Genomic DNA, 23653 nt, shown 5'->3' on the forward strand with positions numbered 1-23653 from the left:
GACCGACGGGGGACGCCCATGGACCGCCGCGACTTTCTCCACCTCACCGCGCTCGCGCCGCTGGCGCTGGCCGCCGACGCGAGGACGCCCGCCGCACCGGCCACCGGCGCCCGGCCGTCCGGCACGGGACCCTACGGCCCGGGCCCCCACGGCCGGGGTGCGCGCGGGGCGGAGCTGGTCGGCGCGCTCGGCGCCGGGCGGTCGGCGCCGCCGCCGGACTGGGCCCGGCTGCGCGGGCGGCTCGCCGGCACGCTGGTGCTGCCCGGCGACTCCGGATACGACGACGCCCGCCGCCTGGTCAACCCGGCCTACGACCGGATCAGGCCGGGCGGGGTGGCCTACTGCGCGAGCCCGGCGGACGTCTCGGCGTGCCTGGCCTTCGCGCGCGCGAGCGGCGTCGCGGTCACCCCCCGCTCCGGCGGCCACTCCTACGCGGGCTGGTCCACCGGGACCGGCCTGGTCATCGACGTGTCCCGGATGAACACGGTCTCCTACGCCGCCGGGCGGGCCACGATCGGGGCCGGCGCCAAGCTGGTCGACGTCTACGACCGGCTGGCCCGGCACGGCGTGAGCATCCCGGCGGGCTCGTGCCCCACGGTCGGGATCGCCGGGCTGGCCCTGGGCGGCGGCATCGGGGTGGTGTCCAGGAAGTACGGCCTGACCTGCGACACCCTGGAGTCCGTACGCGTGGTCACGGCCGACGGCCGCCTGCTGACGGCGGACGCCACCCACCACTCCGGCCTCTACTGGGCCTGCCGCGGCGGTGGCGGCGGCAACGTCGGCGTCGCGGTCTCCTTCACCTTCCGCACCCACGCCGCGCGCGACCTGACCGTGTTCTTCCTGCACTGGCCGTGGTCCAGGGCCGCGGCCGCGGTGCGCGCCTGGCAGTCGTGGGCGCCGTCCGCGCCGGACGAGCTGTGGTCCTCGCTGCACCTGGCGCGCGAGGAGCGCGACCTGGACGTGCTCCTCGTCGGCACGTACGTGGGACCGAAGGCCTCACTCGACCGCCTGCTCGCCCCGCTGGTCGCCCGGGTCGGCGCGCCGTCGTCGAGGTCGGTGCGGACGACGTCGTACCAGGAGGCCATGATGATCATGGCGGGATGCTCGTCACGGTCCGTGGCGCAGTGCCGCCGGCCGCGGCGGGAGGCGTTCGCCGCCAAGTCGCACCTGGCCTACGCCGAGCTCCCCGCCGACGGCGTGCGCCGCCTGGTGGACGGGGTGGCGCGCGGCGGACGGCACGCCGTGCTGCTGGACGCGCTCGGCGGCGCGGTGGGCCGGGTCAAGCCGGCGGCCACGGCGTTCCCGCACCGGGCCGCGCTCTACAGCGTGCAGTACTACGCGAAGGGCACGGACCGGACGTGGCTGCGCCGCCTGCACGGCGAGCTGACCCCGCACTTCGGCGAGCACGCCTACGTGAACTACGTCGACCCCGACCTGACCGGCTGGCGCGGCGCCTACTACGGCCCCAACGCCGCCCGCCTGGCCGAGGTGAAGTCCACCTACGACCCCGACCGGCTGTTCCGCCTGCCGCAGGGCGTCTGACCTACTTCTCCCGCACATAGACCGGCTCGCCGATCTTCACCATGTCGAACAGCCGCTTCGAGGTGGGCAGCGGCAGCCGGACGCAGCCGTGCGAGGCGGGCCGCAGCGGCACCTTCGACGAGCCGTGCATGGCGATGCCCCCGACGAAGTAGAGCGAGTCGTACATCGTGCCGAGCGGGCCCTCGGTCCAGCCCGGCGCCCGGCTGGTGACGTGGAAGTCGCCGGTCGGGGTGATCGCGTTGCCGCAGTGGCCGTTCTCGCAGTAGTTCACCCGCGCGCCCGTCGAGACGTGCGAGATGAGCGCCGGACGGCGGTGGCGGTAGACGACGAGCAGCTGGTAGCGCAGGTTGATCTCGACCCGGTCCGCCTCGCCGCGCGGGACCAGCGGCTTCATCCGCACCGGACGGTCGAAGGCCCGCCATACCTCGGGCCCGACCGCGCCCTGGGGTCGCAGGTGCCGGTGCTTCTGGAAGGCCCACACGCCGAACTTGGTCTGCTCGTCGTAGACGCCGTTGAGCCGGCCGAAGTAGTAGCCGTTCCGGTGCAGCCGCTCCTGGAGGCGCCTGACGGTCTCGCCGCGGTCGCCCGGCCGCAGCACGACCACCCCGCCGGGCACCGCCTTGTCCGCCCGGTCCGTCTTGTCCGTCTTGTCCGCACGGTCCGCCTCCGCCCGGTCCACCCTGTCCGCCCGGTCCACCCTGTCCGTCCGGCCCGCCGCGTCCGTCCGGTCCACCCTGTCCGGCCGGTACGCCCTGTCTTCAACGTCAACCGTGTCTGTCGCGTCCGCCGTGTGCGCCCTGTCCGCCTTGTCCGGCGTGTCCGCCACCGCGGGCGTACCGGCCAGGAAGGGAAGCCCACCACACCCGAGAGCGGCGAAAACAACCGCTCTCCGAACCTTTGTGATCATAGGTCAACGCCTACCCAGATCGCCGACAATTCACGACACTGGCAAATCCCGCTAAAAGCAGGCATATCGCTTTTATGCGACGGCACGGTCAAAGCTTTAGCAAGCGTGGACCGAGGCGAGACACCCGCGAAATCGGCGGAACGAAGAAAAGGCGGATGCGCCATGGACGCATCCGCCTTTTCTCCAGAGGCCGGGGAGCGAGCTGCGCGTTCACCCGCCCGGCCTCTGTTCACCCCTCCGAACAGCCCCAACCTTAACCAAGACGACGCCCGGAACGCACACCGTTCCGCAAAACCTTTCCAGGAATCCTCGGGGGCCGGCAAAAAACAAGTCGCGCGGACGGGGATACGCCTGGAAGTATGCCGGAATATGCGTCACTGGCCGCTCTTTGAGCTCTCCATCACCACGCCGCGACTGGAACTGCGGCACCCCACCCTCGACGACCTCGACGACCTGGCCGACCGGGCGGCCGAGGGCGTCCACGAGGCCGGTTTCATGCCGTTCATGTTCCCGTGGACCGAGGCGCCCCCGGCCGAGCGGGCCCGCCGTACGGTGCAGTACCACTTCCGCAACTGGGCCGGGTTCACCGCCGACGACTGGTCGCTGGAGCTGGTCGTGGTGCACGAGGGCCAGGTCGTCGGCACCCAGGGCGTCATGGCGACCAGCTTCCCCGTCACCCGCGAGGTCAAGACGGGCTCCTGGCTGGGCCGGCGGTTCCAGGGCCGCGGCATCGGCACGGAGATGCGCAGGGCCGTCCTGCACCTCGCCTTCGCCGGCCTCGGCGCGCGGCACGCCGTGACGGAGGCGTTCGAGGACAACCACGCCTCGCTGGCGGTGACCAGGAAGCTCGGCTACCGCGAGGACGGCGTCACCGTCCACGCGCGCCAGGGCGAGCCGGTCGTCACCCGGCGCTTCCGCATGGCCCGCGCGGACTGGTCGCCGTCCCCCGACGTCGAGATCCGCAACCTCGACGCCTGCCTGCCCCTGTTCGGGCTGGCGCCCTGAGCCCCCGCCGTCACGGCCTGAAGTGCCGCAGCACCTCCGGGTTGGCCATGGCGTCGGGGTTGGCCGCCTCCTCGACGGGCGTGCCGAGCAGGATCTTGCGTACCGGCACCTCCAGCTTCTTGCCGGACAACGTCCGGGGGATGCCGGGCACGACGCGGATCTCGTTCGGCACGTGCCGGGGCGACAGCTCCTGGCGCAGGGCCGCGCACAGCGCGCGTTCGAGCCGCTCGCCGAACTCGGCGCCCTCGGCGAGGGTGACGTAGAGCAGCAGGCTGCCCTCCTGGCCGAGCTGCCCGGTGTCGATCACGAGGCTGTCGGCGATCTCGTCGAACCGCTCCACGACCCGGTAGAACTCGCTGGTGCCCATGCGCACGCCGCCGCGGTTGAGCGTCGAGTCGGAACGGCCGTAGATGACGCAGCTGCCGTCCTCGTTGATCTTGATCCAGTCGCCGTGCCGCCACACGCCCGGGTAGACGTCGAAGTAGCTGTCGAAGTAGCGCCGCCCGTCGGGGTCGTTCCAGAACTTCACCGGCATCGAGGGCATCGGCCGGGTCAGCACCAGCTCGCCCACCTCGCCGACCACCGGCTCGCCCTTGGGGTCGTACGACTCCACCTTGGCCCCCAGCGACCGGCACGGGATGATCCCCGCCCTGATCGGGTGGAGCATCGTGGCCCCGACGAACCCGGTGCACACGTCGGTGCCGCCGGAGAACGACCCGATCGGCGTGCCGGGCAGCTCGGCGGCGACCCAGGCGAAGCCCTCGGGCGGCAGCGGCGAGCCGGTCGAGCCGATGCCGCGCAGCCGCTCCAGCCCGTCCGGATGCAGCCCGGCCTTCAGCGAGGCCATGATGTACGGCGCCCCCACCCCGAAGTACGTCACCTTCTCCGAGGCGGCGATCCGCCAGAGCGCGGCGGGCGAGGGATGCGTGGCCGAGCCGTCGTAGAGCACCGGCGTGGCCCCCACCAGCAGGGCGCCGACGAGGTAGTTCCACATCATCCAGCCCGTGGTGGTGTACCAGAAGAACACGTCGCCCTCGCCCAGGTCCTGGTGGAAGGCGAGCGACTTGAGGTGTTCCAGCAGCACGCCGCCGTGCCCGTGCACGATCGGCTTGGGCAGCCCGGTCGTGCCGCTGGAGTAGAGGATCCACAGCGGATGGCCGAACGGCACCCGTTCGAACTCCAGCGGCCCCGCCTCGGCCCGCAGCCCCTCCCAGCCGATGACCTCGCCGTGCGGCACCGAACGGGCGGGCGCGGCGGCCGGCTCGGCCTCCTGGGGGGCCCGGCCCTCGCCGGCCGCCGCCAGGTAGGGGATCCAGACCGTGGCGCGCAGCGTGGGCAGCTCGGCGGCGATCTCGTTCACGGCCTCGGAACGGTCGTAGGTCTTGCCGTTGTAGTGGTAGCCGTCGACCGCGATGAGCACCTTGGGCTCGATCTGCCTGAACCGGTCGACGATGCTCGGCACCCCGAAGTCGGGCGAGCCGGCCGACCAGACGGCGCCGAGCGAGGCCGTGGCGAGGAAGGCGATCAGGGCCTGCGGGATGTTCGGCAGGTAGCCGGCCACGCGGTCGCCCCTGGTGACGCCGAGCCTGGCCAGGCCGGCGCGGACGCGGGCCACCTCGTCGCGCAGCTCGGCGTGGGTCAGCTCCTGACGGGCGCCGTCCTCGGAGACGAAGACCAGGGCGGTGCCCTCGGTGCGCCGCAACGCGTTCTCGGCGTAGTTGACCTCGGCGCCCGCGAACCAGGTCGCGCCCGGCATCTCCCCCGACAACACCGGCCCGTCGCCGCGCTCCCCGACGACGTCGAAGTAGTCCCAGATCGACGTCCAGAACTCCTCAGGACGGTCGACGGACCACTGCCACACCTCCTCGTAGCTCGCGCCGGACCGCCCCAGCCACTCCAGGTAGCGGGTCAGCTTGGCGGCGGACACGACCTCGCCGGTCGGTTCCCAGAGAAGCGCACCTTCAGCAACCATGTGCCCCATCCTGTCGCCCGTCAGGTGGAAAGTCATACCTGACCTCCCCCATAACTTGCTACCTCCGTAGGTGGTCCACCGCCATACGGGCGGCGGTGCCGATCACCGCGTCGGCGCGCGGCTGGATGACCGCCGTGCTGAACGAACGGGTGAACACCGCCACCGCGTACCGGCCGCCGTCGGGGTACTCGACCACGCCGACCTCGGTGCGCAGCGTCGGCAGCGAGCCGGTCTTGCCGCCGACCTCGACATCGTCGTACGGGAAGCCCGAGGCCAGCCGGTGCGGCCACACCTGCATGTTGAGCACGCCGCGCATCCAGGAGCACGACTGCGGCGAGGCGGCCTCGTCCCGCCAGATCATGGACAGCAGGCGGGTCATCTCGCGCGGGGTGCTGCGGTTGGTGTGCGCCGGGTCGAGCGCCCGCATGCGGGAGATGTCGTCGGGATCCAGGTACGGCCACCCGTGGCCGGTGTCCAGCTCCATGGTCTCGTACAGGTCGCGGCCGCTCTGCAACATCCGGGTGCCGTCGAGGCCGAAGGCGTCCAGCATGGCGTTGACCGCGTCCATGCCCACCCGGTCGAGCAGCACGTCGGCGGAGGTGTTGTCGCTCACCGCCATCATCAGGTACGCCAGGTCGCGCAGCGACATGGTCACGTCGTCGAGCATGGCCGACAGGCCCGTGGGCCCCGGGACCCGCCGGCCGGACGTCACCGTCGTCGGGGCCGTCGCGTCCAGCCGCCCGGCGTCGGCCTGGCGGCAGAACTCGACCAGCAGCGGCAGCTTGTACACCGACGCCAGGGGCATCGGCTCGTCGGCGCCGTGGCCGGACTCCCGTCCGGAGTCGATGTCGCAGGCGTGCAGCCAGCCGGTCACCCCGGCCATCCGGAACAGCGCAGCGTAGTCGGGCTCGCTCATGCCAGCATCCCCGGCCTCCGGCTGATCCGCCGCGCGGGCGCGGCGCCCTCGTCGGTCATCCCGGCGCTCTCCTTCAACGTGCGTACGGCGACGTCCGAGAACTCGGCGACCCAGTCATTCCGCTGGGCCGTCGCCGCGCGCCAGGCCGTGGAGACCCGGCACGCGATCGGCGAGCCTAGCAGCGGCCGCCAGGCCAGCCCGGGGACGTCCGCCCTGGGCCCGAACGCCACCGCCTGGCCGGCGAGCACCAGGCCGAGCCCGGCGCCCTGGTGCACCTGGCCGGGCACGTACCCGTGCCGGCGGCACTCGGCCAGCGTCTCGGCGTGCCAGCCCGGCTCGCCCTCTTTGGGCGGCATCAGCAGCTCGCGCCCGGCCAGGTCGGTCAGGTGCACCTCGCCGGCCGCGGCCAGCGGGTCGTCCCCGGCCAGCAGCACGCCCAGGGGCTGGACGAGCACCTGGCCGAAATCCAGGCCGGGGGCGGCGACCGGATGGCGGACGAGCCCGACGTCGATCGTGCCGCCGGCCAGGGCGGACACCTGATCGGCCGTCCAGGTCTCGACGGGGACGAGCCGTACGTCCGGATTGACCGCGCGAAAGCCCGCGACCAGGGCGGCGATCACGGAGGCGGCCAGGTCGGGCGGCACCCCGATCTTGAGCACGCCGCCGTCGCCGCGGCGGGCCAGCTCGCGCAGCCGCTCGACCCTGGAGACGATCTCGCGGGACTCGCCGAGCAGCAGCCGTCCGGCCTCGGTCAGGCGTACCTGCCGGGCGGAGCGGTCGAAGAGCTGCACGCCGAGCTCCTCCTCCAGACGTTTGATGCGCTGGCTGAGCGGCGGCTGCGCCATGCCGAGGCGGATCGCGGCGTTCCCGAAGTGCAGTTCCTCCGCCACGACGACGAAGTAGCGGAGATGCCGGACCAAGTCCATGACCAGCCACTATATCCAGATTTATATCCATATGGCCGTCATATCAATATTGGACGAGGCTCCTCCCCCTCTGGTGTCCTCGGGCCATGGCATCACAAACGGGGACACTGTACGGGCGCGCCCGGCCGGAGGGGCCACGTCGCGGACGACGGCGCAGGTGGCCGCTGGTCCTGACCGTCCTGGTCGTGCTGATCGTGGCCGCGGGGGCCACGGTCTGGCTGTTGCGCACGAAGGGCTCACCCGAGCAGACGACCGACGAATACCTCTCGGCCTGGTCCGTCCAGGATTATGCGAAGATGCGCGAGCTCGTCGCCGACCCGCCCACCGACTTCGAGTCCTGGCACCGGCGCTTCCGCACCGACCTCAAGGTCGAGCAGGCCACCTTCACCCGCTCCCGCTCGACCGGCCCCTTCGCCGACAACGGCCCGGACGACGACGGCTACCTGAGCTTCGACGTCAGGCTGACCGGCCCCCGGGACTGGACGTACGGCAGCCGGCTCAAGCTGGTCGAGCGGGACGGCGCGTGGAAGGTCGCCTGGACCCCGGCGGCCATCCACCCCAAGCTCAAGAAGGGCCTCTCGCTGCGCCTGGTCGCCCAGAAGCGCGACCCCGTCAGCGTCCTGGCCGCCGACGGCACCGAGATCGGCGGCGCGGACGCCCCCGGCTCGGTGCAGCAGCTGGTCGAGGGCATCAAGCAGACCTACCCCGACCGCTTCGCGCTGGGCGGCGACTCGATCATCGGCCTCTACAAGGGCGACGAGCTGGTCGAGAGGCTGGCCCAGCCGGGCGGCACCGAGCCGTTCAGCACCACGATCGACCTGAAGGTGCACGCGGCGGGGGCCGCGGCGCTGGAGGGCGTCACCAAGCCGGCCTCGCTGGTGGCGCTGCGCGCCTCGACCGCCGAGATCCTGGCCGTGGTCAACAAGCCGGGCGGCTTCAACCGGGCGCTGCTCGGCAAGTACCCGCCCGGCTCGACGTTCAAGGTCGTGACGGCCTCGGCGCTGGTCGCGGACGGGGTCGAGCCCGGCAGGACGGTCACCTGCCCGGCCGAGAAGAACATCGGCGGCTTCCCCTTCCACAACGCCGGCTTCAAGGACTACGGCACGCTCTCCTTCCAGGACGCCTTCGCGCACTCGTGCAACACGACGTTCGGCGAGATGAGCGTGGCCGAGCTGAACGGCGGCAGGCTGGCCGAGGTGGCGAGGAGCTTCGGCTTCGGCGTCCCGATCAAGCCGGGCGTGCCCGCCGTGCGGGCCGAGTTCCCCGACCCCAAGGACGACACCGACCTCGCCTCGGCCTCCATCGGCCAGGGCCGGGTGCTGGCCAGCCCGCTCAACATGGCCTCCGTCGCCGCCGCCATCGCCTCGGGCGCCTGGATCCCGCCGCGGATCGTGTCCAAGGAGATGGCCTCCGACGACCGTCCGCGCCCGCTGGAGCGCGGCGTGGTGTCGGCCCTGCGCAAGCTCATGCCCGCCGTCGTCACGGACGGCACCGCCAAGGGGGCGCACTTCCCGGCGGGCACCGCGGGCAAGACCGGGACGGCCGAGTACGGCTCGGGCAAGGAGCCGCCCGCGCACTCGTGGTTCATCGGCTACAAGGGGGACGTGGCGTTCGCGGTGATCGTGGAGGGCGGCGGCGCCGGCTCGGCCGTGGCGGCCCCCGTCGCCGCCCGCTTCCTCGCCGCCCTGCCGCGAAACCCCTGAGGTCGGACGGGAGGGGCGGTCAGCCGGCCTTGCGGTCCAGCGGGGAGGTCAGGCCGGCCACCGCGGCCACCACCTCCGAGGCGTCCGACAGGTCGGGCAGCACCAGGTCGGCGCCGGCCTCGCGCAGTTCGGCGGCCGTCGACCGCCCCGAGGCGACCCCGATCATGGCGGCCCCGCCGATCCTGGCGGCCTGCACGTCGCGCGTGGAGTCGCCGATCACCACCGTGTTGGCCGCCGTGAACGGCGTGCCCAGCCGCTGCTTGGCCCTGCCCTGCGCGACCTGGAGCAGCGTCGCCTTGGGGTAGACCTCCTCGCCGTAGCCGCCGAGCTCGAAGTCGACGTACCTGTCCAGCCCGAACGCCTTGAGCTTGTGCACGGCGTTGCCCTTGATCGTGCCGGTCAGCACCGACTGCACGACGCCGTCGAGCCGGGCCACCGACTTCAGCGCGTCCTTGGCCCCCGGCATCATCCGGCCCTCCTTGGCCAGCCGGCCGCGCCGGTCGGCGAAGGCGAGGGCGAGGGCGGCCAGGAACCTGGGCAGGTGGTCGTCCTGCGCCGGGATGCCGTTGACGGCCAGCGTCTCGAAGACGATCTCGGAGTCGGGACGCCCGAGCGGCGGCACGAGCTTGACCAGCGGCCGGCCGGTCACGGCGCGGAACGCCTCGGCGTAGGCGTCCCGGGTCACGATGGCGACGTCGACCAGGGTGAGATCGACGTTCCAGAGCACAAGGCGGTTGATGGCGACCTCCTGAGGGGTTCCCGGCAAGGGTACGGCCCCGGCCCGGCCGGGGGCTGCCTCCCGGCGGATCCGGCATATCCCCCTCAGGCGTACTGGAGCGCCTGGGCGAGCGTGTCCACCACGGGCAGGCCGGTGCCCTCCAGCTCGGCCCGCGTGGTCATGCCGCCGGTGTAGAGCACCGCCCGCGCGCCGACGTGCCGCGCGGCGAGCCCGTCGTCGACGCTGTCGCCGATCACCAGGATCTCGCCGGGGTCGAGGTCGAGGGCCTGGATGTGCGCGGTCATGTGCACGGCCTTCTCGCCGCCCGTGGTGCCGACCAGCCCGTCGATCCGGGTGAAGTGCCGGGTGATGCCGAAGGACTCGACCATCGGCACGAGATGGGCGTGCGGGGCCATCGAGCACAGCGACTGGGTGCCGGCCCAGCCGCCGAGCACCACCTCGGCGTCGGGGGCCAGCCCGCAGGCGGCGCTGAGCCTGAAGTAGTGCTCGTGGAACCCGTCGTCCAGCAGCTCCCACTCCCCCTCGGCCAGCGGCCTGCCGAGCAGCCGCTCGTAGGCGACCCAGATGGGACGGGTGTAGACCGCGCGGAACCCGTCGGCGGTCAGCTCAGGCAGCGCGTACGGCTTGAACAGGGCGTTGGTGGCGCCGACGACGGCCTCGACGTCGTGGAAGAGCGTCCCGTTCCAATCCCAGATGATGTGTTTTGTCATGTCCCGGCAAGCTTATTCGACAGGGGTCACGATCCTATGAACCCAGCAGGTCAGGGATCTCCTGGGTGGCGTACCACATGAGCTCGTGGGCCTCGGCGCCGTCGACCGTGAAGCGGGCGTCGTCGTCGCCGTCGTCGGCGGCGGGCAGCGCCTCGACGGCGGCCTCGATGTCGCCGACGGCGTCGTGGTCGTCGACGTGCACCGCGGCCACCTTCGCCATCGGGACGGCCGCCGCCAGCCGCACGCGGGCCCGCTCCTCCAGGTCGACGCCGGCCGAGACCGAGCCGTCGGGCACCTCGGCGGCGACCACCACCCGCCGGGGCGCGGCGGCCACGCCGTCGGCGCGGTCGGCGGCCAGCATGCGCAGCGAGGCGCGGGCCGCCTCGGTCAGCGCGACGTACTCCAGTTCCTCGGTGTCGCCCGAGGCGTACCACTCGGTCAGCGCGGGGGTCACCGCGTAACCGGTCAGGGGGGCCGGACCCAGCTCCCCCGCCTCGACCGCGCGGGCGAGGGCGGGGAGGGTGCACGGCAGATAGACGCGCATCACGAACCTTTCCGAAATCGCAAGGGCACCATCATGCCCGTCGCAGCGTGAGCCGGAGTACGGTCTCCAGCTCTGCGAGGGTCGTGTCGGCGTCGCGGTGATGGATGCCGGTGATGCCGAGCGCGCGGGCGGCCAGGATGTTGGCCTCGATGTCGTCGATGAACACGCACTGCTCGCCGGGCAGTCCGACCTGGTCGAGGGCGTGGCGGAAGATGCGTTCCTCGGGCTTGCGCATGCCGACCTCGCCGGAGATCACGACCGCGTCGAAGACGCCGTCCCATTCGTGGCGGGGGTAGGTGTTCGACCAGGAGTTAGACAACAAACACGTCTTAACACCATTTTTCCGTACGTCGCGGAGCATGTCGTACATGGCGTCAACCCGTTCGAAGCCCGCGAACATGCGCTCCAGCAGCCCCTCGGCCACCGGCGGCACGCCGTCCACGGTGAGCAGCCGCGCGGCCAGGTCGCGCTCGAAGGCCGGGCCGTCGAGCTCGCCGCGTTCGAGCGCGTGCACGACGTTCTGCCCCTCGCCGCCCCGGTAGGCGTGGTCGACCAGCTCGCGCATCACCGAGCGGTAGTGGTCGGCGTCGATCCGGTCGGCCGCGAGCCACCGGGCGATGGAGTCGGTCAGGCTGGTCGTGAGCACGCCACCCCAGTCGATGAGCACCCCTGCGACCACGACCGCCTCCTCGCTCGAATCCGGTTCTAGGATAGAACCCCGCGAATCGGCCTTCGCGCCTACCCCGCGGCCCGCACCTTGGCGGCCAGCCTGCGGTGCTCGGGCGAGCGCAGCACGCCGGCCGCCTGCTGCGCCGACGCGACGGGAGCCGCCGACAGCAGGCCCCTCTTCTGCTTGAGCCTGAGCAGCCGAACCACCGACTGGTCGAGGCGGTCCTCCGAGATGCGCCCGGACTTCACCGCCGCCAGCACCGCCTGGTACGCCTTGCCCAGGTCGTACGGCATGAGCAGCAGGTCGGCCCCGGCCAGCACGGCGCGCACCGCCACCTCGCCGTCGCCGTACTTCTTGCGCACGCCCTCCATGTTGAGCGCGTCGGTGGAGATCACGCCCTTGAAGCCGAGCTTCTGCCGCAGCAGGCCGGTCAGGATGGGCTTGGACAACGTCGCCGGGTCGCCCGACGGGTCGAGCTTGGGGAAGACGATGTGGGCGCTCATCACGGCGTCGACCCCGGCGCCGACGGCGGCCCTGAACGGCGGCGCGTCGATCCTCTCCCACTGGGCCATGGTGTGCTTGATCACGGGCAGGCCGGTGTGGCTGTCGACGGAGGTGTCCCCGTGGCCCGGGAAGTGTTTGGCCGTGGCCGCCACCTTGGCGTCGCCGAAGCCCTTGACCGCCGCCGCGACCATCTTCGCCACCGCGAGCGGGTCGTCGCCGTAGGCCCGCCGGCCGATGACCGGGTTCCGCGGGTTGACGTTGACGTCGGCGACGGGCGCGAAGTCGAGGTTGACCCCGAGCGCCCGCAGCTCCTCGCCGGTCGCCCTGGCCACGGCCCTGGACATCGCCGGGTCCTTGGTGGCGCCGATCTCGGCCGCGCCCGGGAAGTCGGTCATCAGCGCGGACATGCGGGAGACCAGGCCGTTCTCCTGGTCGGTGCCGACCAGCAGCGGCACCTTCTTCGACGCCTCCTGCAGGCCGTTGGTGAGCTGGACGACCTGGGCGGTGGACTTGACGTTCGCCGGGAAGAGGATCAGGCCGCCCAGGTGGTAGCGGGTGATCACCTTGGCCGGGGTCTGGGCGCCGTAGCGGGCCTGGTTCTCGCCGGAGACGGTGTCGGCGGCCGTGCCGTACAGGACGGGCATGAACAGCTGGCCGACCTTCTCCTCCAGCGTCATCCGCCGCAGGGCGCGCAGCACCGGGTCGGCCTCGGCCTGGGGCGGGCTCTGTGGGGTCGTGCCGGCGGTGGGGGTCGCGGGGGTGGCGGGGGTGGCCCCGTCGCCCGCCGGGGCCGCGCTCGCCGGGCCGCCACCGCCGCCGCCGCACGCGGTCAGCGCCAACACCAGGAGCCCTGCCGGGCCGATCCGTCTGAACATGCCTTCCACGGTATCCATGCCGCGGCCCGGACGAGTCCGGCGACCCGAAAACGGGCCGTTCACAGCCCCAGCGCCGCGAGCCCCGGCAGGTGGGTGCGCGCCACCGCGCGCGCGTTCGCCGCCGTGACCTGGGCCCGCGCGTTGCGCGCCGCCATCCCGCACTGCTCCAGCGTGTGCGCGGCCAGCGCCGCCCGTACGGCGCCCAGCGCCGCCGCCCCCATCGACAGCGTGGTCGCGCCCAGCCCGACCAGCACGCACGCCAGAGCCGGGTCGGCGGCCGCCTCACCGCAGATGCCCACCGGCTTGCCGTGGCCGCAGGACATGGCGATCAGGTCGAGCAGCGCCGGCTGCCACGGGTCCTGGAGCCCGCTCACCGTGCCGAGCTGGCGGTCGGCGGCGAAGGCGTACTGGGCCAGGTCGTTGGTGCCGATCGAGACGAAGTCCACCACCCCGGCGAGCTGCCCGGCCCGCAGCGCCGCCGACGGGATCTCGATCATGACGCCCACCTTGGACAAGCCGCGCGCCCGGCAGGCGTCGGCGAACCACCTGGCCTCCTCGGCCGTGGCCACCATGGGCGCCATCACCAGCAACTCGGCCGGCGCGTCCTCGGCCGCCGCCGCCAGCGCGCGCAACTGCGCGTCCATCACCTCGGGGAAGCGCCTGAACAGGCGCAGCCCGCGCTCCCCCAGCGCCGGGTTCGGCTCGGCGGGGGCTGGCAGGAACCGCAGCGGCTTGTCGGCGCCCGCGTCGAGCGTGCGCACGACCACGGTGGCGCCCGGCGCGGCCTCCAGCGCCGCCCGGTAGACCCGCTGCTGCTCCTCGGCGGCGGGGGCCTCGGCCCGGTCGAGGAAGAGGAACTCGGTCCGGTAGAGCCCGACGCCCTCCGCCCCGGCGGCCACCGCCGCCGCCAGCTCGTCGGGGCCGGCGACGTTGGCCAGCAGCGGCACCGCGTGCCCGTCGGCGGTCCGGCCCGGCCCCCTGGCCGCGCCGATCGCCGCCTGCTGCTGCGCCGCCGCGTCCCGCGCGCCGGCCACGTGGTCGTCGGACGGTTCCAGGCTCACCTCGCCCGTCGTGCCGTCCACCAGGACGGGGACGCCGGCGGGGATGCCGGTCGCCCCCGGGCAGGCGACCACGGCGGGCACGCCCATCGCGCGGGCCATGATCGCGGTGTGGCTCGTGGGGCCGCCCTGCTCGGTGACGAACCCGGCCACGTCCCGCCTGGACAGCAGCGCCGTGTCGGCGGGCGCCAGGTCGGTCGCGACCAGCACGTACGGCACCTCGGGGGCGACCGGCAGCCCCGGCATCGGGTGCCCGGTCAGCTGGGCGATCACCCGGTCCCTGATGTCGTCGAGGTCGGCGGCCCGCTCGCCCAGGTAACCGCCGGCCCCGCTGAGCACGTCCCGGTACTTCGTGAACGCCTCGAAGACCGCCCGGGGAGCGGCGAGGCCCCGGTCGATGAGGGTCCTGACCTTCACCACCAGACCGGGGTCCTCGGCCATCAGCGCCTGGGCCTTGAGGATCTCCTCGGCCTCGCCGCCCGCCTGGTTGCCGCGGGCCTCGAGCTCGCCCGCGACCTGTGAGAGCGCGGCCGCGGCCCGCTCCTTCTCCTGCTCCGCCTCACCGGTGTAGGTGCTGCCCTCGGGGGGTTCGGGCACAGAGGCGGTCAGAACGTACGCGGGGCCGTGCCCGATTCCCGGGCTGACCCCAACCCCCCGCAGGTTCATGGCGCTCCGGCGATCGTGGCCAGTTCGTCCAGGATCTCCTCGGAGCCGTCGCCCTCCGCCGTGATCACGACGGTCTCGCCCTGCCGGACGTCGAGCGCCATGATGGCGAGGATGCTCTTGCCGTTGACCGGGGCCCCGCCGCCGCTGGCCTTGGCGACGCTGATGTCCATCGGGGCCAGCTGGGCCCGTTTCACGAACGTCGCCGCGGGACGGGCGTGCAGACCCACCTCCGCCGCGACCGTGACCTTGCGCTCACCCATGAGCCTCTCCTTCTGTACCCGGTCCAGACCAGCTGGACCCTTGCGTGAATGGCGGCCGGCCGCTCGCGGTCGGGCCGGGCGCCGGCGTGGCTGGGGGCACGCCCATTGTGACGTCTTCTGCCGGTACGACCGTGCCGACAAGCGCCGTACGCCGGTCTCGGGGACCGCGCCGACGGTCTCTACGTCCATGTGAACAGCTCGTCCCCCACGTGCACCGCCCCCTGGACGATGCCGGCCACCGACTCCGGGAGGGCGTCCAGCGCCACGACGGGGCAGACCGGGGACCGTCCGCCGGCCTCGACGACGGACGGGTCCCACGCCACCACGGGCTGCCCCGCGCTGACCCTGTCGCCCTCGGCCGCCAGCAGCTGGAACCCCTTCCCCTTGAGCTGGACCGTGTCGATGCCCAGGTGCACCAGCACGCCCCTGCCGTCGTCCCCCACGATGACGTAGGCATGCGGATGCAGTTTCATAATTTTTCCCGCTATGGGGGCTACGGCCTTGCCGGGCCCCCGCAGCGGGTCGATCGCCGTTCCCGGTCCCACCATGCCCGCGGAGAAGACCGGATCGGGCACGGCGGCCAACCCCACAGCCGCCCCCTCGACCGGGGCGAGAACAGTCGTCATGGTCTCGCCCTTAGCCGATGATGTCCTCGATGTCGCTGGCGATCGTGTCCGCCTCGGGCCCCACGACGACCTGGACCACGTTCCCCGCGGCCATCACGCCGTGCGCCCCCGCCGCCCGCAGGGCGGCCTGGTCGACCTTGGACGCGTCGTGCACCTCGGTGCGCAACCGGGTGATGCAGGGCTCGATCTCGATGATGTTGTCGGCACCGCCGAGACCGGCGATGATCGCATTCACATCCGCCGCCATCCGGTCCTCCCTCGTTCCAACTCCGTGACCAGGCTAAACGAGGCGCCCCGCTCAGTCCGTCTGCGTGACCTTGTTGAGCCCGCGCGGCGAGTCGGGGTCGATGCCGAGGCGCCGGGCCAGCGCTTCGGTGAGGAGCTGGCCGGGGATGATCAGGCCCATCGGCGCCACCCATTCGGGCAGGTCGGGGCCGTTCAGCGCGGCCGTGCCGGCCTGCGCGAGCGCGTCGCCGCCGCCGATCGTGTACGCCGCCGCGCCCGCCGCCACGACCCGCTCGGCCAGGGCCACCGTGCCGGACAGCGTGGGGCTGTTCTCGGCGGCCACCAGCAGCGCCGGGGTGTCGGCGTCGACCACGGCGATCGGGCCGTGCAGCAGGTCGGCGTAGGACAGGCCCATGGCGTGCAGGTAGCAGGCCTCCTTGAGCTTGAGCGCGGTCTCCAGGGCCGTGGAGAAGGCCAGCCCGCGTCCGGACACCACCACGCCCGGCTTGTCCAGCAGCCCCTCGACGACCGCGTCCAGGTCGCCCGGCTCGGCGATCAGCTTCTCGACCGCGTCGGGCACCCGCCGCAGGTCCTCGGCGTCCACGTCGGCGCCCAGGCCCAGCGCGAGCACCGCCAGCGCGGCGAGCTGCGTGGTGTAGGTCTTGGTCGCCGGGACGGCCTTCTCCTCGCCGGCCAGCGTGCACAGCGCGACGTCGGCCGCCTGGGCGAGCGGGCTGTCCTCGCCGCCGTTGGTGATGCCGACCGTCTTCGCGCCGCAGTCCTTGGCCCAGGCCAGGGTCTCGACGATCTCCTCCGTACGGCCCGACTGGGAGATCGCGACGGCCAGCACGCCGTCGAGGTCGAGCTTGCGCCGGTAGGTCGTCGCGATGGACGGCGCCGCCAGCGCGCCCATCCGGCCCGCGTGGGACTCGACCAGGTAGCGGCCGTAGACTGCGGCGTTGTCGGAGGTTCCACGCGCGATGAACAGCAGCTGGCGAGTCTGCTCGCCCACCGCCTTCACCTCGCCCACCCTGGGGAGCAGGGCGTCGAGCGTGGCCCGCAGCGCCTCCGGCTGCTCGGCGATCTCACTGCGCATCTTGGTGGTCATCCTGAGCTCATCCCTCGATTCAATACGGTGTCGGACTTGACCGTCTTTCGCGACATGTGGTCTAGTCCGGACTAGACCAGTACGAACCATAGCCCATGGCCACCAAACACGAAATCTGCCCATAGACTGCCGCACCACCAGATCCAGATTTCTGCCGATCGAGGGGAGGATCCGTGGCGCACATCGATCCGGATAGCCCGGTGCCCAAGTACTTCCAGCTTCGCGAGATCCTGCTGGACCTCATTGACAGCGACGAGCTCAGCATCGGCGCGGCCATCCCGTCCGAGCGCGAGCTCTGCCAGCGGTTCGGCCTGTCCAGGATGACCGTGCGGCAGGCCGTCGACCACCTGGTCTCCGAGGGCCGCCTGCACCGCGTGCCGGGCAAGGGCACGTTCGTGGCCAGGCCCAAGATCGAGCTGGCGTTGCAGCTCACGTCGTTCACCGACGACATGAGGGCGCGCGGGATGATCCCGGGCTCGCGCGACCTCGACCGCCGCATCGTGCGGGCCAGCGCTCACCTGGCCAAGGAGCTGGGGATCCAGCCGGGTGAGGAAGTGCACTTCATCGAACGCCTGCGCACGGCCGACGGCGAGCCGCTGTCCATCGAACGGGCACACATCCCGGTCAAGCTCGCCCCCGACCTGGCCGACGACGACCTGTCGGACAAATCACTGTACGAGCTGCTGGAGAGCCGCTACGGGCTGGTCATGGACGCCGGCGAGCTCACCATCGACGGCGGCATCGCCGACCCGAGCGACGCCGACCTGCTGAAGCTGCCGCGCGGCGGCGCCGTGCTGCTGCTCCAGCGCAGGTCCTTCTCCGGCGGCGTCTGCGCGGAGCTCGGCGTGTCCACCTACCGCGCTGACCGCTATCAGCTGCGGACCATCCTCGAAATGCCCGTTAGACGGGGCTAGGGCCACTCCGCCGGGCCCGGACGGCCTGCCCGGCGGACACCTGACTCCCACCCCCCGGAGGAACGCCCGGTGAACGAGACCACCGCCGCCGCCCGGCCTTCGCCGTTCGCACGCGTGATGAACGTGCTCCAGCGGCTGGGCCGCTCGCTCATGCTGCCCATCGCGGCCCTGCCCGCGGCCGCGCTGCTCTTCCGGTTCGGACAGCCCGACATGCTGGGCTCCAACGGCCCCGCCCCCGGCGGCCTGGCCGACGTGCCCGGGTTCGCGTGGATGAGCCAGGTCGCCGAGGTGCTGGCCGCGGCCGGGGACGCGCTGTTCCAGAACCTGCCGCTGCTGTTCGCGGTGGGCGTGGCCATCGGCTTCGCCCGCAAGGCCGACGGCACCACGGCGCTGGCGGCCGTCGTCGGCTACCTGGTGTTCGACCGGGTGACCAAGGTGATGTTCTTCGGCTCCGACATCCGCGACACCGTGGCCATCCGCCAGGTCCAGGACCAGGGCATCAAAGAGGTCATCAACTACGGCATGCAGAACCCCACCAAGGTGCTCGGCGGCATCGTGATGGGCCTGGTCACCGCGCTGCTGTGGCAGCGCTTCCACCGCATCAAGCTGCCGCCGTGGCTGGCCTTCTTCGGCGGACGCCGGTTCGTGCCGATCATCACCTCCATCGTCGCGCTGCTCCTCGGCGTGCTGTTCGGCTGGCTCTGGCCGGTCCTCGGCGAGTGGATCCGGCACGCCGGCGAGGCCCTGGCCGCCATCGGCCCGATCGGCACCGGCATCTACGGCCTGATCAACCGCCTGCTCATCCCGCTCGGCCTGCACCACTTCGTGAACTCGGTCGTCTGGTACGTCGTGCCGCAGTGCGAGGTGGGCGGTCACGTGCTGGGCGGCGACTGGAACTGCTACTTCGGCGGCGCCCCGCACTCCGGCCAGTTCATGGCCGGCTTCTTCCCCGTCATGATGTTCGCCCTGCCGGCCGCCGCCCTGGCCATGTGGCGGGCCGCGCCCCCGCACCGCCGGGCCACGGTGGGCGGCATCATGCTCTCGGCCGGGCTGGCCTCGTTCGTCACCGGCATCACCGAGCCGATCGAGTTCGCGTTCATCTTCGTCGCGCCCGCGCTGCTGGTCGCGCACGCCGTCCTGACCGGCCTGGCGATGGCGCTCACCACGCTCATCGGCGGGCAGCTCGGCTTCGGCTTCTCCGCGGGCCTGCTGGACATGCTGCTGAACGTCAGCAAGTCCAACACCCAGAACGTGCCCGGCATCCTGCTGCTCGGCCTGATCTACGGCGTCGTGTACTACGTCGTGTTCACCTTCCTCATCCGCAGGTTCGACATCATGACGCCGGGCCGGGAACCCGAGCCCGACCTCGACTCCGGCGAGACCTAGCGCCCGTTTTCCGCCACGCCCGCCGTGGTAGGAACCTGGCATTCCCCCGCTGACGGACCACCGAGCGGGGGTGAGGACCATGGGCGCGTCGCCCTGGTCGGCCACGTTCGCGGTGTTGCAGCGCATCGGCCGCTCGCTCATGATGCCCATCGCCGTGCTGCCCGCCGCCGGCCTGCTCTTCCGCTTCGGCCAGGACGACCTGCTCGGCAAGGACGGCCTCGGCGGCCTCCTGCCGTGGATGCTGCCCGTCGCCAACGTCCTGGCCGCGGCCGGCGGCGCCCTGTTCGACAACCTGCCCGTCCTGTTCGCGATCGGCGTCGCGATCGGCTTCGCGCGCAAGTCGGACGGCTCCACCGCGCTCGCCGCCCTGGTCGGCTACCTGGTGTTCGACCGCGTCAGCCGCACGCTCTTCTACGACGCGGGCCACGGCGCGGTCTACGACAAGGTCGTCGTCACCACCCCGCAGGGGCCGATGCTCGATCTGGGGGCCCAGAACCCCACCGGCGTGCTCGGCGGCATCGTCATCGGCATCACCGCGGCGCTGCTCTGGCAGCGCTTCTACCGGCTGAAACCGCCCCCATGGCTGGCCTTCTTCGGCGGCCGCCGCTCGGTCCCGATCATCACCGCCGTCGCCGCCCTGCTGCTCGGCGTCGTGTTCGGGCTGGCCTGGCGGCCGGTGGGCGACTGGCTGTCCGGCGTCGGCGACTGGCTCTCGGCCCACGGCACCACGGGCACCGGCATCTACGGCGTGGCCAACCGGCTGCTGATCCCCGTCGGCCTGCACCACTTCCTCAACACCATCGTCTGGTTCACCCTGCCCGAGTGCCACGCCGGCGTGCACGGCGCCACCCGGGACGCCGCCGGCGACCTGAACTGCTACTTCGCCGGCGAGCAGGGCGCCGGCATCTTCATGACCGGCTTCTTCCCCGTCATGATGTTCGGGCTGCTCGGGGCCGCCATCGCCATGTGGCGGGCGGCCCCGCCGGAACGCCGCAAGTCCGTGGGCGGCATCATGTTGTCGGCGGGGCTGACGGCATTCATCACCGGCATAACCGAGCCGCTGGAATTCGCCTTCATTTTCGTCGCGCCGGTGCTTTTCGTGGTGCACGCCCTGCTGACCGGGCTGTCGATGGCCCTCATGGCGGAATGGGGCGCGCGGCTCGGCTTCACCTTCTCCGGCGGGGCCATAGACATGCTGCTGAACGCCAGCAAATCGAACACCCATAGGCTCGGCCTGATCATCGGCTTCGGGCTGCTGTATTTCGTTCTCTATTATCTGATCTTCGCGTTCCTGATCCGCCGCCTGAACATCCCCACCCCCGGCCACGAACCCCCCGCGACGCCGGCTCCCTAGCCGCCCCCGCGAACGACGAAGCCCCCGCCCCCCTGCTCGCGCAGGGGGACGGGGGCCCGCTCAGGCTCGCCTCAGCGTGTCAGACGGCGTTCTTCGGGTCGCCGTGGCAGCGCTTGTACTTCTTGCCCGACCCGCAGGGGCAGGGCGCGTTGCGCTCGACGTTCCCGTACGCGGCCCGCTCGGCCGACGTGGTGCGCACCCGCGTGTGCTCGACGTCGCCCTGCTCACCGGGGGCGGAGTACTCGAGCTCGGTCGGGCGCTGCGGCGCGCGCAGGGCGGTGGAGATGATCGACCGCGTCTCGGTGACCGCGGCGTCCTCCTCCTCGACGATCGGGTTCTCCTGCACCTCGACCTCGAGGTTGAACAGGAAGCCGACGGAGTCCTCCTTGATGCCCTCCAGCATCGCGGAGAACATCTCGAAGCCCTCGCGCTGGTACTCGATCTGCGGGTCCTTCTGCGCGTAGGCCCGCATGCCGATGCCCTCGCGCAGGTAGTCCATCTCGTAGAGGTGCTCGCGCCACTTGCGGTCGAGCACCGACAGGATGACCTGGCGCTCGAAGTTGCGCGTGGCCTCCGCCCCGAGCTGCTCCTCACGCCTGGCGTACGCCTCCAGGGCGTCGGCCTTGATCTTCTCGGAGATGAACTCGGCGGTCAGCTCCTCGCGGCCGCCGGCCTCCTCGACGAGGTTGTCGATCGTGACCGTGACGGGGTAGAGGTCGCCGAACGCCTTCCAGAGCCGGTCGAGGTCCCACTCCTCGGCGAAGCCCTCGGAGGTGGCGCCCGCGACGTAGCCGTCGATCACGTCGCCGATGAAGCCGCGCACCTGCTCGTGCAGGTCGGCGCCCTCCAGCACGCGGCGGCGCTCGGAGTAGATCACCTTGCGCTGCCGGTTCATGACCTCGTCGTACTTCAGAACTTCCTTGCGGATCTCGAAGTTCTGCTGCTCGACCTGGTGCTGGGCGGAGGCGATGGCCTTGGAGACGATGCCCGACTCGATCGGCTGGTCGTCGGGGATGCTCAGCCGGTTCATGATCATCTCGACCCTGGCCGCGTTGAACAGGCGCATGAGGTCGTCGCCGAGCGAGAGGTAGAAACGCGACTCGCCGGGGTCGCCCTGACGGCCGGAACGGCCGCGGAGCTGGTTGTCGATGCGGCGCGACTCGTGGCGCTCGGTGCCCAGCACGTAGAGGCCGCCGAGCTTGGTGACCTCGTCGTGCTCGGCCTTGACGGCCGCCCTGGCCTTCTCCAGCGCCTCGGGGTAGGCCTTCTCGTACTCCTCCGGCGTCTCGACCGGGTCGAGGCCGCGCTGGCGCAGCTCGAGGTCGGCGCGGAACTCGGAGTTGCCGCCGAGCATGATGTCGGTGCCTCGACCGGCCATGTTCGTGGCGACGGTGACGGCGCCCTTGCGGCCCGCCTCGGCGACGATCGCCGCCTCACGCGCGTGGTTCTTGGCGTTGAGCACCTCGTGCGCCACGCCCCGGCGCTTGAGCGCCTTGGACAGCCGCTCGGACTTCTCCACCGAGGTCGTGCCGACGAGGACCGGCTGCCCGGCCTCGTGACGCTCCTTGATGTCCTCGACCACCGCGTTGAACTTGGCGTCCTCGGTCTTGTAGACCACGTCGGGCTGGTCCTTGCGGACCATCGGCCGGTTGGTCGGGATCGGGACGACGCCCAGCTTGTACGTCTGGTGGAACTCGTTGGCCTCGGTGACCGCCGTACCGGTCATGCCGGACAGCTTGGTGTAGAGGCGGAAGTAGTTCTGGAGGGTGACCGTGGCGAGAGTCTGGTTCTCGTCCTTGATCTTCACGCCCTCTTTGGCCTCGATGGCCTGGTGCATGCCCTCGTTGTAGCGCCGGCCGTGCAGCACGCGGCCGGTGAACTCGTCGACGATGAGCACCTCGCCGTCGGCGACGATGTAGTCCTTGTCCTTCTTGAACAGCTCTTTCGCCTTGAGCGCGTTGTTCAGGAAGCCGACCAGGTGGGTGTGCTCGGGCTTGTAGAGGTTGTCGATGCCGAGCCAGTCCTCGACCTTCTCGACGCCGGCCTCCAGGACGCCGACCGTGCGCTTCTTCTCGTCGACGATGTAGTCGCCGGTGCTCTCCTCGCCCGGGTTCTTCGCCTCGACGCCCTTGCGCAGCCGGGGAACGATCTTGGCGAACTCGCTGTACCACTTGCCCGACTGCTCGCCGGGGCCGGAGATGATCAGCGGCGTGCGGGCCTCGTCGATGAGGATCGAGTCGACCTCGTCGACGATGGCGTAGTGGTGGCCGCGCTGGACGCACTCCTCCAGCGACCACGCCATGTTGTCGCGGAGGTAGTCGAAGCCGAACTCGTTGTTGGTGCCGTACGTGATATCCGCTTGGTACTGCTTGCGCCGCTCGTCCGGCGCCTGGCCGGAGAGGATCATGCCGACTTCCATGCCCAGGAAGCGGTAGACGCGGCCCATGTTCTCGGCGCCGACCTTGACCAGGTAGTCGTTGACGGTGATGACGTGGACGCCGTTGCCCGCCAGCGCGTTGAGATAAGCCGGCAGCGTACAGGTCAGGGTCTTGCCCTCACCCGTCTTCATTTCGGAGATGTTGCCCATGTGCAGGTTGGCCCCGCCCATGATCTGCACGTCGAAGTGCCGCTGGCCGAGCACGCGGCGGGCCGCCTCGCGCACGGTCGCGAACGCCTCGGGAAGCAGATCGTCGAGGCTCTCGCCGTCGGCGTAGCGCTGCTTGAACTCGTCGGTCAGCGCGCGCAACTCCGCGTCGGACAGGCTCGTGAAGTCGTCCTCGATGGAGTTGACCTGATCGGCGATCCGCTTGAGCTTGCGCAGAGTCTTGCCTTCGCCGGCACGTAGGATCTTGTCGAGAATGGCTGCCACTTTATGTAAAGCTCCTCGCAGGTCTACCCCGGCGGCGCCGCCAGGAGGAGAGGCCGAGACAAACTTCCCCGGTTGCCATCGTAGGCGGTTCCGCAACCAGACACAGCCACCGTGACGACGAGGGCGCCGGACACGTCTGGGAGAATGGGGCCAAGGCAGAGGGTATGCCGGTTG

21 protein-coding genes are annotated in these 23653 nt (G+C 71.5%); 6 read left to right on the forward strand and 15 right to left on the reverse strand.

From position 1 onward, the window contains the following. Positions 1–18 precede the first annotated feature (18 nt). Positions 19–1542 carry an FAD-binding oxidoreductase gene (locus ACFYYW_RS08905; RefSeq protein ID WP_387646666.1) on the forward strand — a complete coding sequence of 508 codons (1524 nt, stop codon included), beginning with the start codon at positions 19–21 and terminating at the stop codon, positions 1540–1542. A gap of 1 nt (position 1543) precedes the next feature. Here the strand turns inward: ACFYYW_RS08905 and ACFYYW_RS08910 are convergent, their stop codons facing one another. After that, positions 1544–2275 carry a L,D-transpeptidase family protein gene (locus ACFYYW_RS08910; protein ID WP_387646668.1) on the reverse strand — a complete coding sequence of 244 codons (732 nt, stop codon included), beginning with the start codon at positions 2273–2275 and terminating at the stop codon, positions 1544–1546. A gap of 543 nt (positions 2276–2818) precedes the next feature. Between ACFYYW_RS08910 and ACFYYW_RS08915 the strand changes: the two genes are divergently transcribed. Next, positions 2819–3454, forward strand: coding sequence for a GNAT family protein (locus tag ACFYYW_RS08915; protein ID WP_352321697.1), 636 nt, complete (start codon positions 2819–2821; stop codon positions 3452–3454). A 10-nt stretch (positions 3455–3464) separates the two neighbouring features. Here the strand turns inward: ACFYYW_RS08915 and ACFYYW_RS08920 are convergent, their stop codons facing one another. Genes ACFYYW_RS08920 through ACFYYW_RS08930 form a run of 3 tightly spaced genes read right to left on the reverse strand, consistent with a single transcriptional unit; the run spans position 3465 to position 7268 of the window. Next, positions 3465–5426, reverse strand: a complete 1962-nt coding sequence (locus ACFYYW_RS08920) for an acetoacetate--CoA ligase (RefSeq protein WP_387646671.1) — start codon at positions 5424–5426, stop codon at positions 3465–3467. Between the two features lie 58 nt (positions 5427–5484). Next, positions 5485–6342 (reverse strand): serine hydrolase, encoded by an 858-nt coding sequence (locus ACFYYW_RS08925; RefSeq protein ID WP_352321693.1) that lies wholly within the window; start codon positions 6340–6342, stop codon positions 5485–5487. After that, a complete protein-coding gene (locus ACFYYW_RS08930; protein WP_387646675.1) occupies positions 6339–7268 on the reverse strand; it encodes a LysR family transcriptional regulator in 930 nt (309 codons plus the stop codon). The genes ACFYYW_RS08925 and ACFYYW_RS08930 overlap by 4 nt, the downstream gene beginning before the upstream one ends. A gap of 86 nt (positions 7269–7354) precedes the next feature. On the opposite strand from ACFYYW_RS08930, the gene ACFYYW_RS08935 reads away from it, so the two are divergent. Then, positions 7355–8971 carry a penicillin-binding transpeptidase domain-containing protein gene (locus ACFYYW_RS08935; RefSeq protein WP_387646678.1) on the forward strand — a complete coding sequence of 539 codons (1617 nt, stop codon included), beginning with the start codon at positions 7355–7357 and terminating at the stop codon, positions 8969–8971. Positions 8972–8990: 19 nt separating this feature from the next. Here the strand turns inward: ACFYYW_RS08935 and ACFYYW_RS08940 are convergent, their stop codons facing one another. The 10 genes from ACFYYW_RS08940 to ACFYYW_RS08985 all read right to left on the reverse strand — a co-directional run bounded on the left by ACFYYW_RS08940 (position 8991) and on the right by ACFYYW_RS08985 (position 16956). Then, positions 8991–9698: a haloacid dehalogenase-like hydrolase gene (locus ACFYYW_RS08940; protein ID WP_357970307.1), complete on the reverse strand. Its 708-nt coding sequence runs from the start codon at positions 9696–9698 to the stop codon at positions 8991–8993. Between the two features lie 95 nt (positions 9699–9793). Continuing rightward, positions 9794–10420, reverse strand: coding sequence for an HAD family hydrolase (locus ACFYYW_RS08945; RefSeq protein WP_387646680.1), 627 nt, complete (start codon positions 10418–10420; stop codon positions 9794–9796). Between the two features lie 34 nt (positions 10421–10454). Next, positions 10455–10964 carry a DUF6912 family protein gene (locus ACFYYW_RS08950; protein ID WP_352321684.1) on the reverse strand — a complete coding sequence of 170 codons (510 nt, stop codon included), beginning with the start codon at positions 10962–10964 and terminating at the stop codon, positions 10455–10457. Between the two features lie 31 nt (positions 10965–10995). After that, the gene (locus tag ACFYYW_RS08955) at positions 10996–11643 is read right to left on the reverse strand and encodes an HAD family hydrolase (protein ID WP_387646684.1); all 648 of its coding nucleotides are present in this window, start codon (positions 11641–11643) and stop codon (positions 10996–10998) included. A gap of 59 nt (positions 11644–11702) precedes the next feature. Then, complete coding sequence (locus ACFYYW_RS08960) at positions 11703–13013, reverse strand: glycoside hydrolase family 3 protein (RefSeq protein WP_387646685.1); 1311 nt, start codon at positions 13011–13013, stop codon at positions 11703–11705. A 59-nt stretch (positions 13014–13072) separates the two neighbouring features. After that, complete coding sequence (gene ptsP / locus ACFYYW_RS08965) at positions 13073–14737, reverse strand: phosphoenolpyruvate--protein phosphotransferase (protein WP_387646687.1); 1665 nt, start codon at positions 14735–14737, stop codon at positions 13073–13075. Then, positions 14734–14997: an HPr family phosphocarrier protein gene (locus tag ACFYYW_RS08970; protein WP_352321677.1), complete on the reverse strand. Its 264-nt coding sequence runs from the start codon at positions 14995–14997 to the stop codon at positions 14734–14736. Before ACFYYW_RS08970 ends, ptsP begins: the two co-directional genes overlap by 4 nt. A 179-nt stretch (positions 14998–15176) precedes the next feature. After that, positions 15177–15623 carry a PTS glucose transporter subunit IIA gene (locus ACFYYW_RS08975; RefSeq protein WP_352321675.1) on the reverse strand — a complete coding sequence of 149 codons (447 nt, stop codon included), beginning with the start codon at positions 15621–15623 and terminating at the stop codon, positions 15177–15179. Between the two features lie 10 nt (positions 15624–15633). Continuing rightward, positions 15634–15870, reverse strand: coding sequence for a glucose PTS transporter subunit EIIB (locus tag ACFYYW_RS08980; RefSeq protein WP_125632338.1), 237 nt, complete (start codon positions 15868–15870; stop codon positions 15634–15636). A 51-nt stretch (positions 15871–15921) separates the two neighbouring features. Continuing rightward, complete coding sequence (locus tag ACFYYW_RS08985; protein WP_352321673.1) at positions 15922–16956, reverse strand: SIS domain-containing protein; 1035 nt, start codon at positions 16954–16956, stop codon at positions 15922–15924. A gap of 173 nt (positions 16957–17129) precedes the next feature. Between ACFYYW_RS08985 and ACFYYW_RS08990 the strand changes: the two genes are divergently transcribed. The 3 genes from ACFYYW_RS08990 to ACFYYW_RS09000 all read left to right on the forward strand — a co-directional run bounded on the left by ACFYYW_RS08990 (position 17130) and on the right by ACFYYW_RS09000 (position 20610). Further along, complete coding sequence (locus ACFYYW_RS08990; protein ID WP_352321671.1) at positions 17130–17870, forward strand: GntR family transcriptional regulator; 741 nt, start codon at positions 17130–17132, stop codon at positions 17868–17870. Positions 17871–17939: 69 nt separating this feature from the next. Continuing rightward, positions 17940–19256, forward strand: a complete 1317-nt coding sequence (locus ACFYYW_RS08995; protein ID WP_352321669.1) for a PTS transporter subunit EIIC — start codon at positions 17940–17942, stop codon at positions 19254–19256. Positions 19257–19335: 79 nt separating this feature from the next. Beyond that, positions 19336–20610 (forward strand): PTS transporter subunit EIIC, encoded by a 1275-nt coding sequence (locus tag ACFYYW_RS09000; RefSeq protein WP_387646692.1) that lies wholly within the window; start codon positions 19336–19338, stop codon positions 20608–20610. A gap of 79 nt (positions 20611–20689) precedes the next feature. Here the strand turns inward: ACFYYW_RS09000 and secA are convergent, their stop codons facing one another. Continuing rightward, on the reverse strand, positions 20690–23479 hold the full coding sequence (secA, locus tag ACFYYW_RS09005; protein ID WP_387646695.1) for a preprotein translocase subunit SecA: 2790 nt from the start codon (positions 23477–23479) through the stop codon (positions 20690–20692). Between the last annotated feature and the right edge of the window lie 174 nt (positions 23480–23653).

The organism is Nonomuraea sp. NPDC001831, assembly GCF_042892035.1.
In the GTDB taxonomy this organism is placed as follows: Bacteria; Actinomycetota; Actinomycetes; order Streptosporangiales; family Streptosporangiaceae; genus Nonomuraea.

Bases quoted from the DNA above. Each gene is read 5' to 3' on its own strand.
- ACFYYW_RS08905 (WP_387646666.1), top strand. From the start codon at position 19: ATGGACCGCCGCGACTTTCTCCACCTCACCGCGCTCGCGCCGCTGGCG.
- ACFYYW_RS08915 (WP_352321697.1), top strand. From the start codon at position 2,819: ATGCGTCACTGGCCGCTCTTTGAGCTCTCCATCACCACGCCGCGACTG.
- ACFYYW_RS08920 (WP_387646671.1), bottom strand. From the start codon at position 5,426: ATGGTTGCTGAAGGTGCGCTTCTCTGGGAACCGACCGGCGAGGTCGTG.
- ACFYYW_RS08925 (WP_352321693.1), bottom strand. From the start codon at position 6,342: ATGAGCGAGCCCGACTACGCTGCGCTGTTCCGGATGGCCGGGGTGACC.
- ACFYYW_RS08930 (WP_387646675.1), bottom strand. From the start codon at position 7,268: ATGGACTTGGTCCGGCATCTCCGCTACTTCGTCGTCGTGGCGGAGGAA.
- ACFYYW_RS08935 (WP_387646678.1), top strand. From the start codon at position 7,355: ATGGCATCACAAACGGGGACACTGTACGGGCGCGCCCGGCCGGAGGGG.
- ACFYYW_RS08945 (WP_387646680.1), bottom strand. From the start codon at position 10,420: ATGACAAAACACATCATCTGGGATTGGAACGGGACGCTCTTCCACGAC.
- ACFYYW_RS08950 (WP_352321684.1), bottom strand. From the start codon at position 10,964: ATGCGCGTCTATCTGCCGTGCACCCTCCCCGCCCTCGCCCGCGCGGTC.
- ACFYYW_RS08960 (WP_387646685.1), bottom strand. From the start codon at position 13,013: ATGTTCAGACGGATCGGCCCGGCAGGGCTCCTGGTGTTGGCGCTGACC.
- ptsP (WP_387646687.1), bottom strand. From the start codon at position 14,737: ATGAACCTGCGGGGGGTTGGGGTCAGCCCGGGAATCGGGCACGGCCCC.
- ACFYYW_RS08970 (WP_352321677.1), bottom strand. From the start codon at position 14,997: ATGGGTGAGCGCAAGGTCACGGTCGCGGCGGAGGTGGGTCTGCACGCC.
- ACFYYW_RS08975 (WP_352321675.1), bottom strand. From the start codon at position 15,623: ATGACGACTGTTCTCGCCCCGGTCGAGGGGGCGGCTGTGGGGTTGGCC.
- ACFYYW_RS08980 (WP_125632338.1), bottom strand. From the start codon at position 15,870: ATGGCGGCGGATGTGAATGCGATCATCGCCGGTCTCGGCGGTGCCGAC.
- ACFYYW_RS08985 (WP_352321673.1), bottom strand. From the start codon at position 16,956: ATGACCACCAAGATGCGCAGTGAGATCGCCGAGCAGCCGGAGGCGCTG.
- ACFYYW_RS09000 (WP_387646692.1), top strand. From the start codon at position 19,336: ATGGGCGCGTCGCCCTGGTCGGCCACGTTCGCGGTGTTGCAGCGCATC.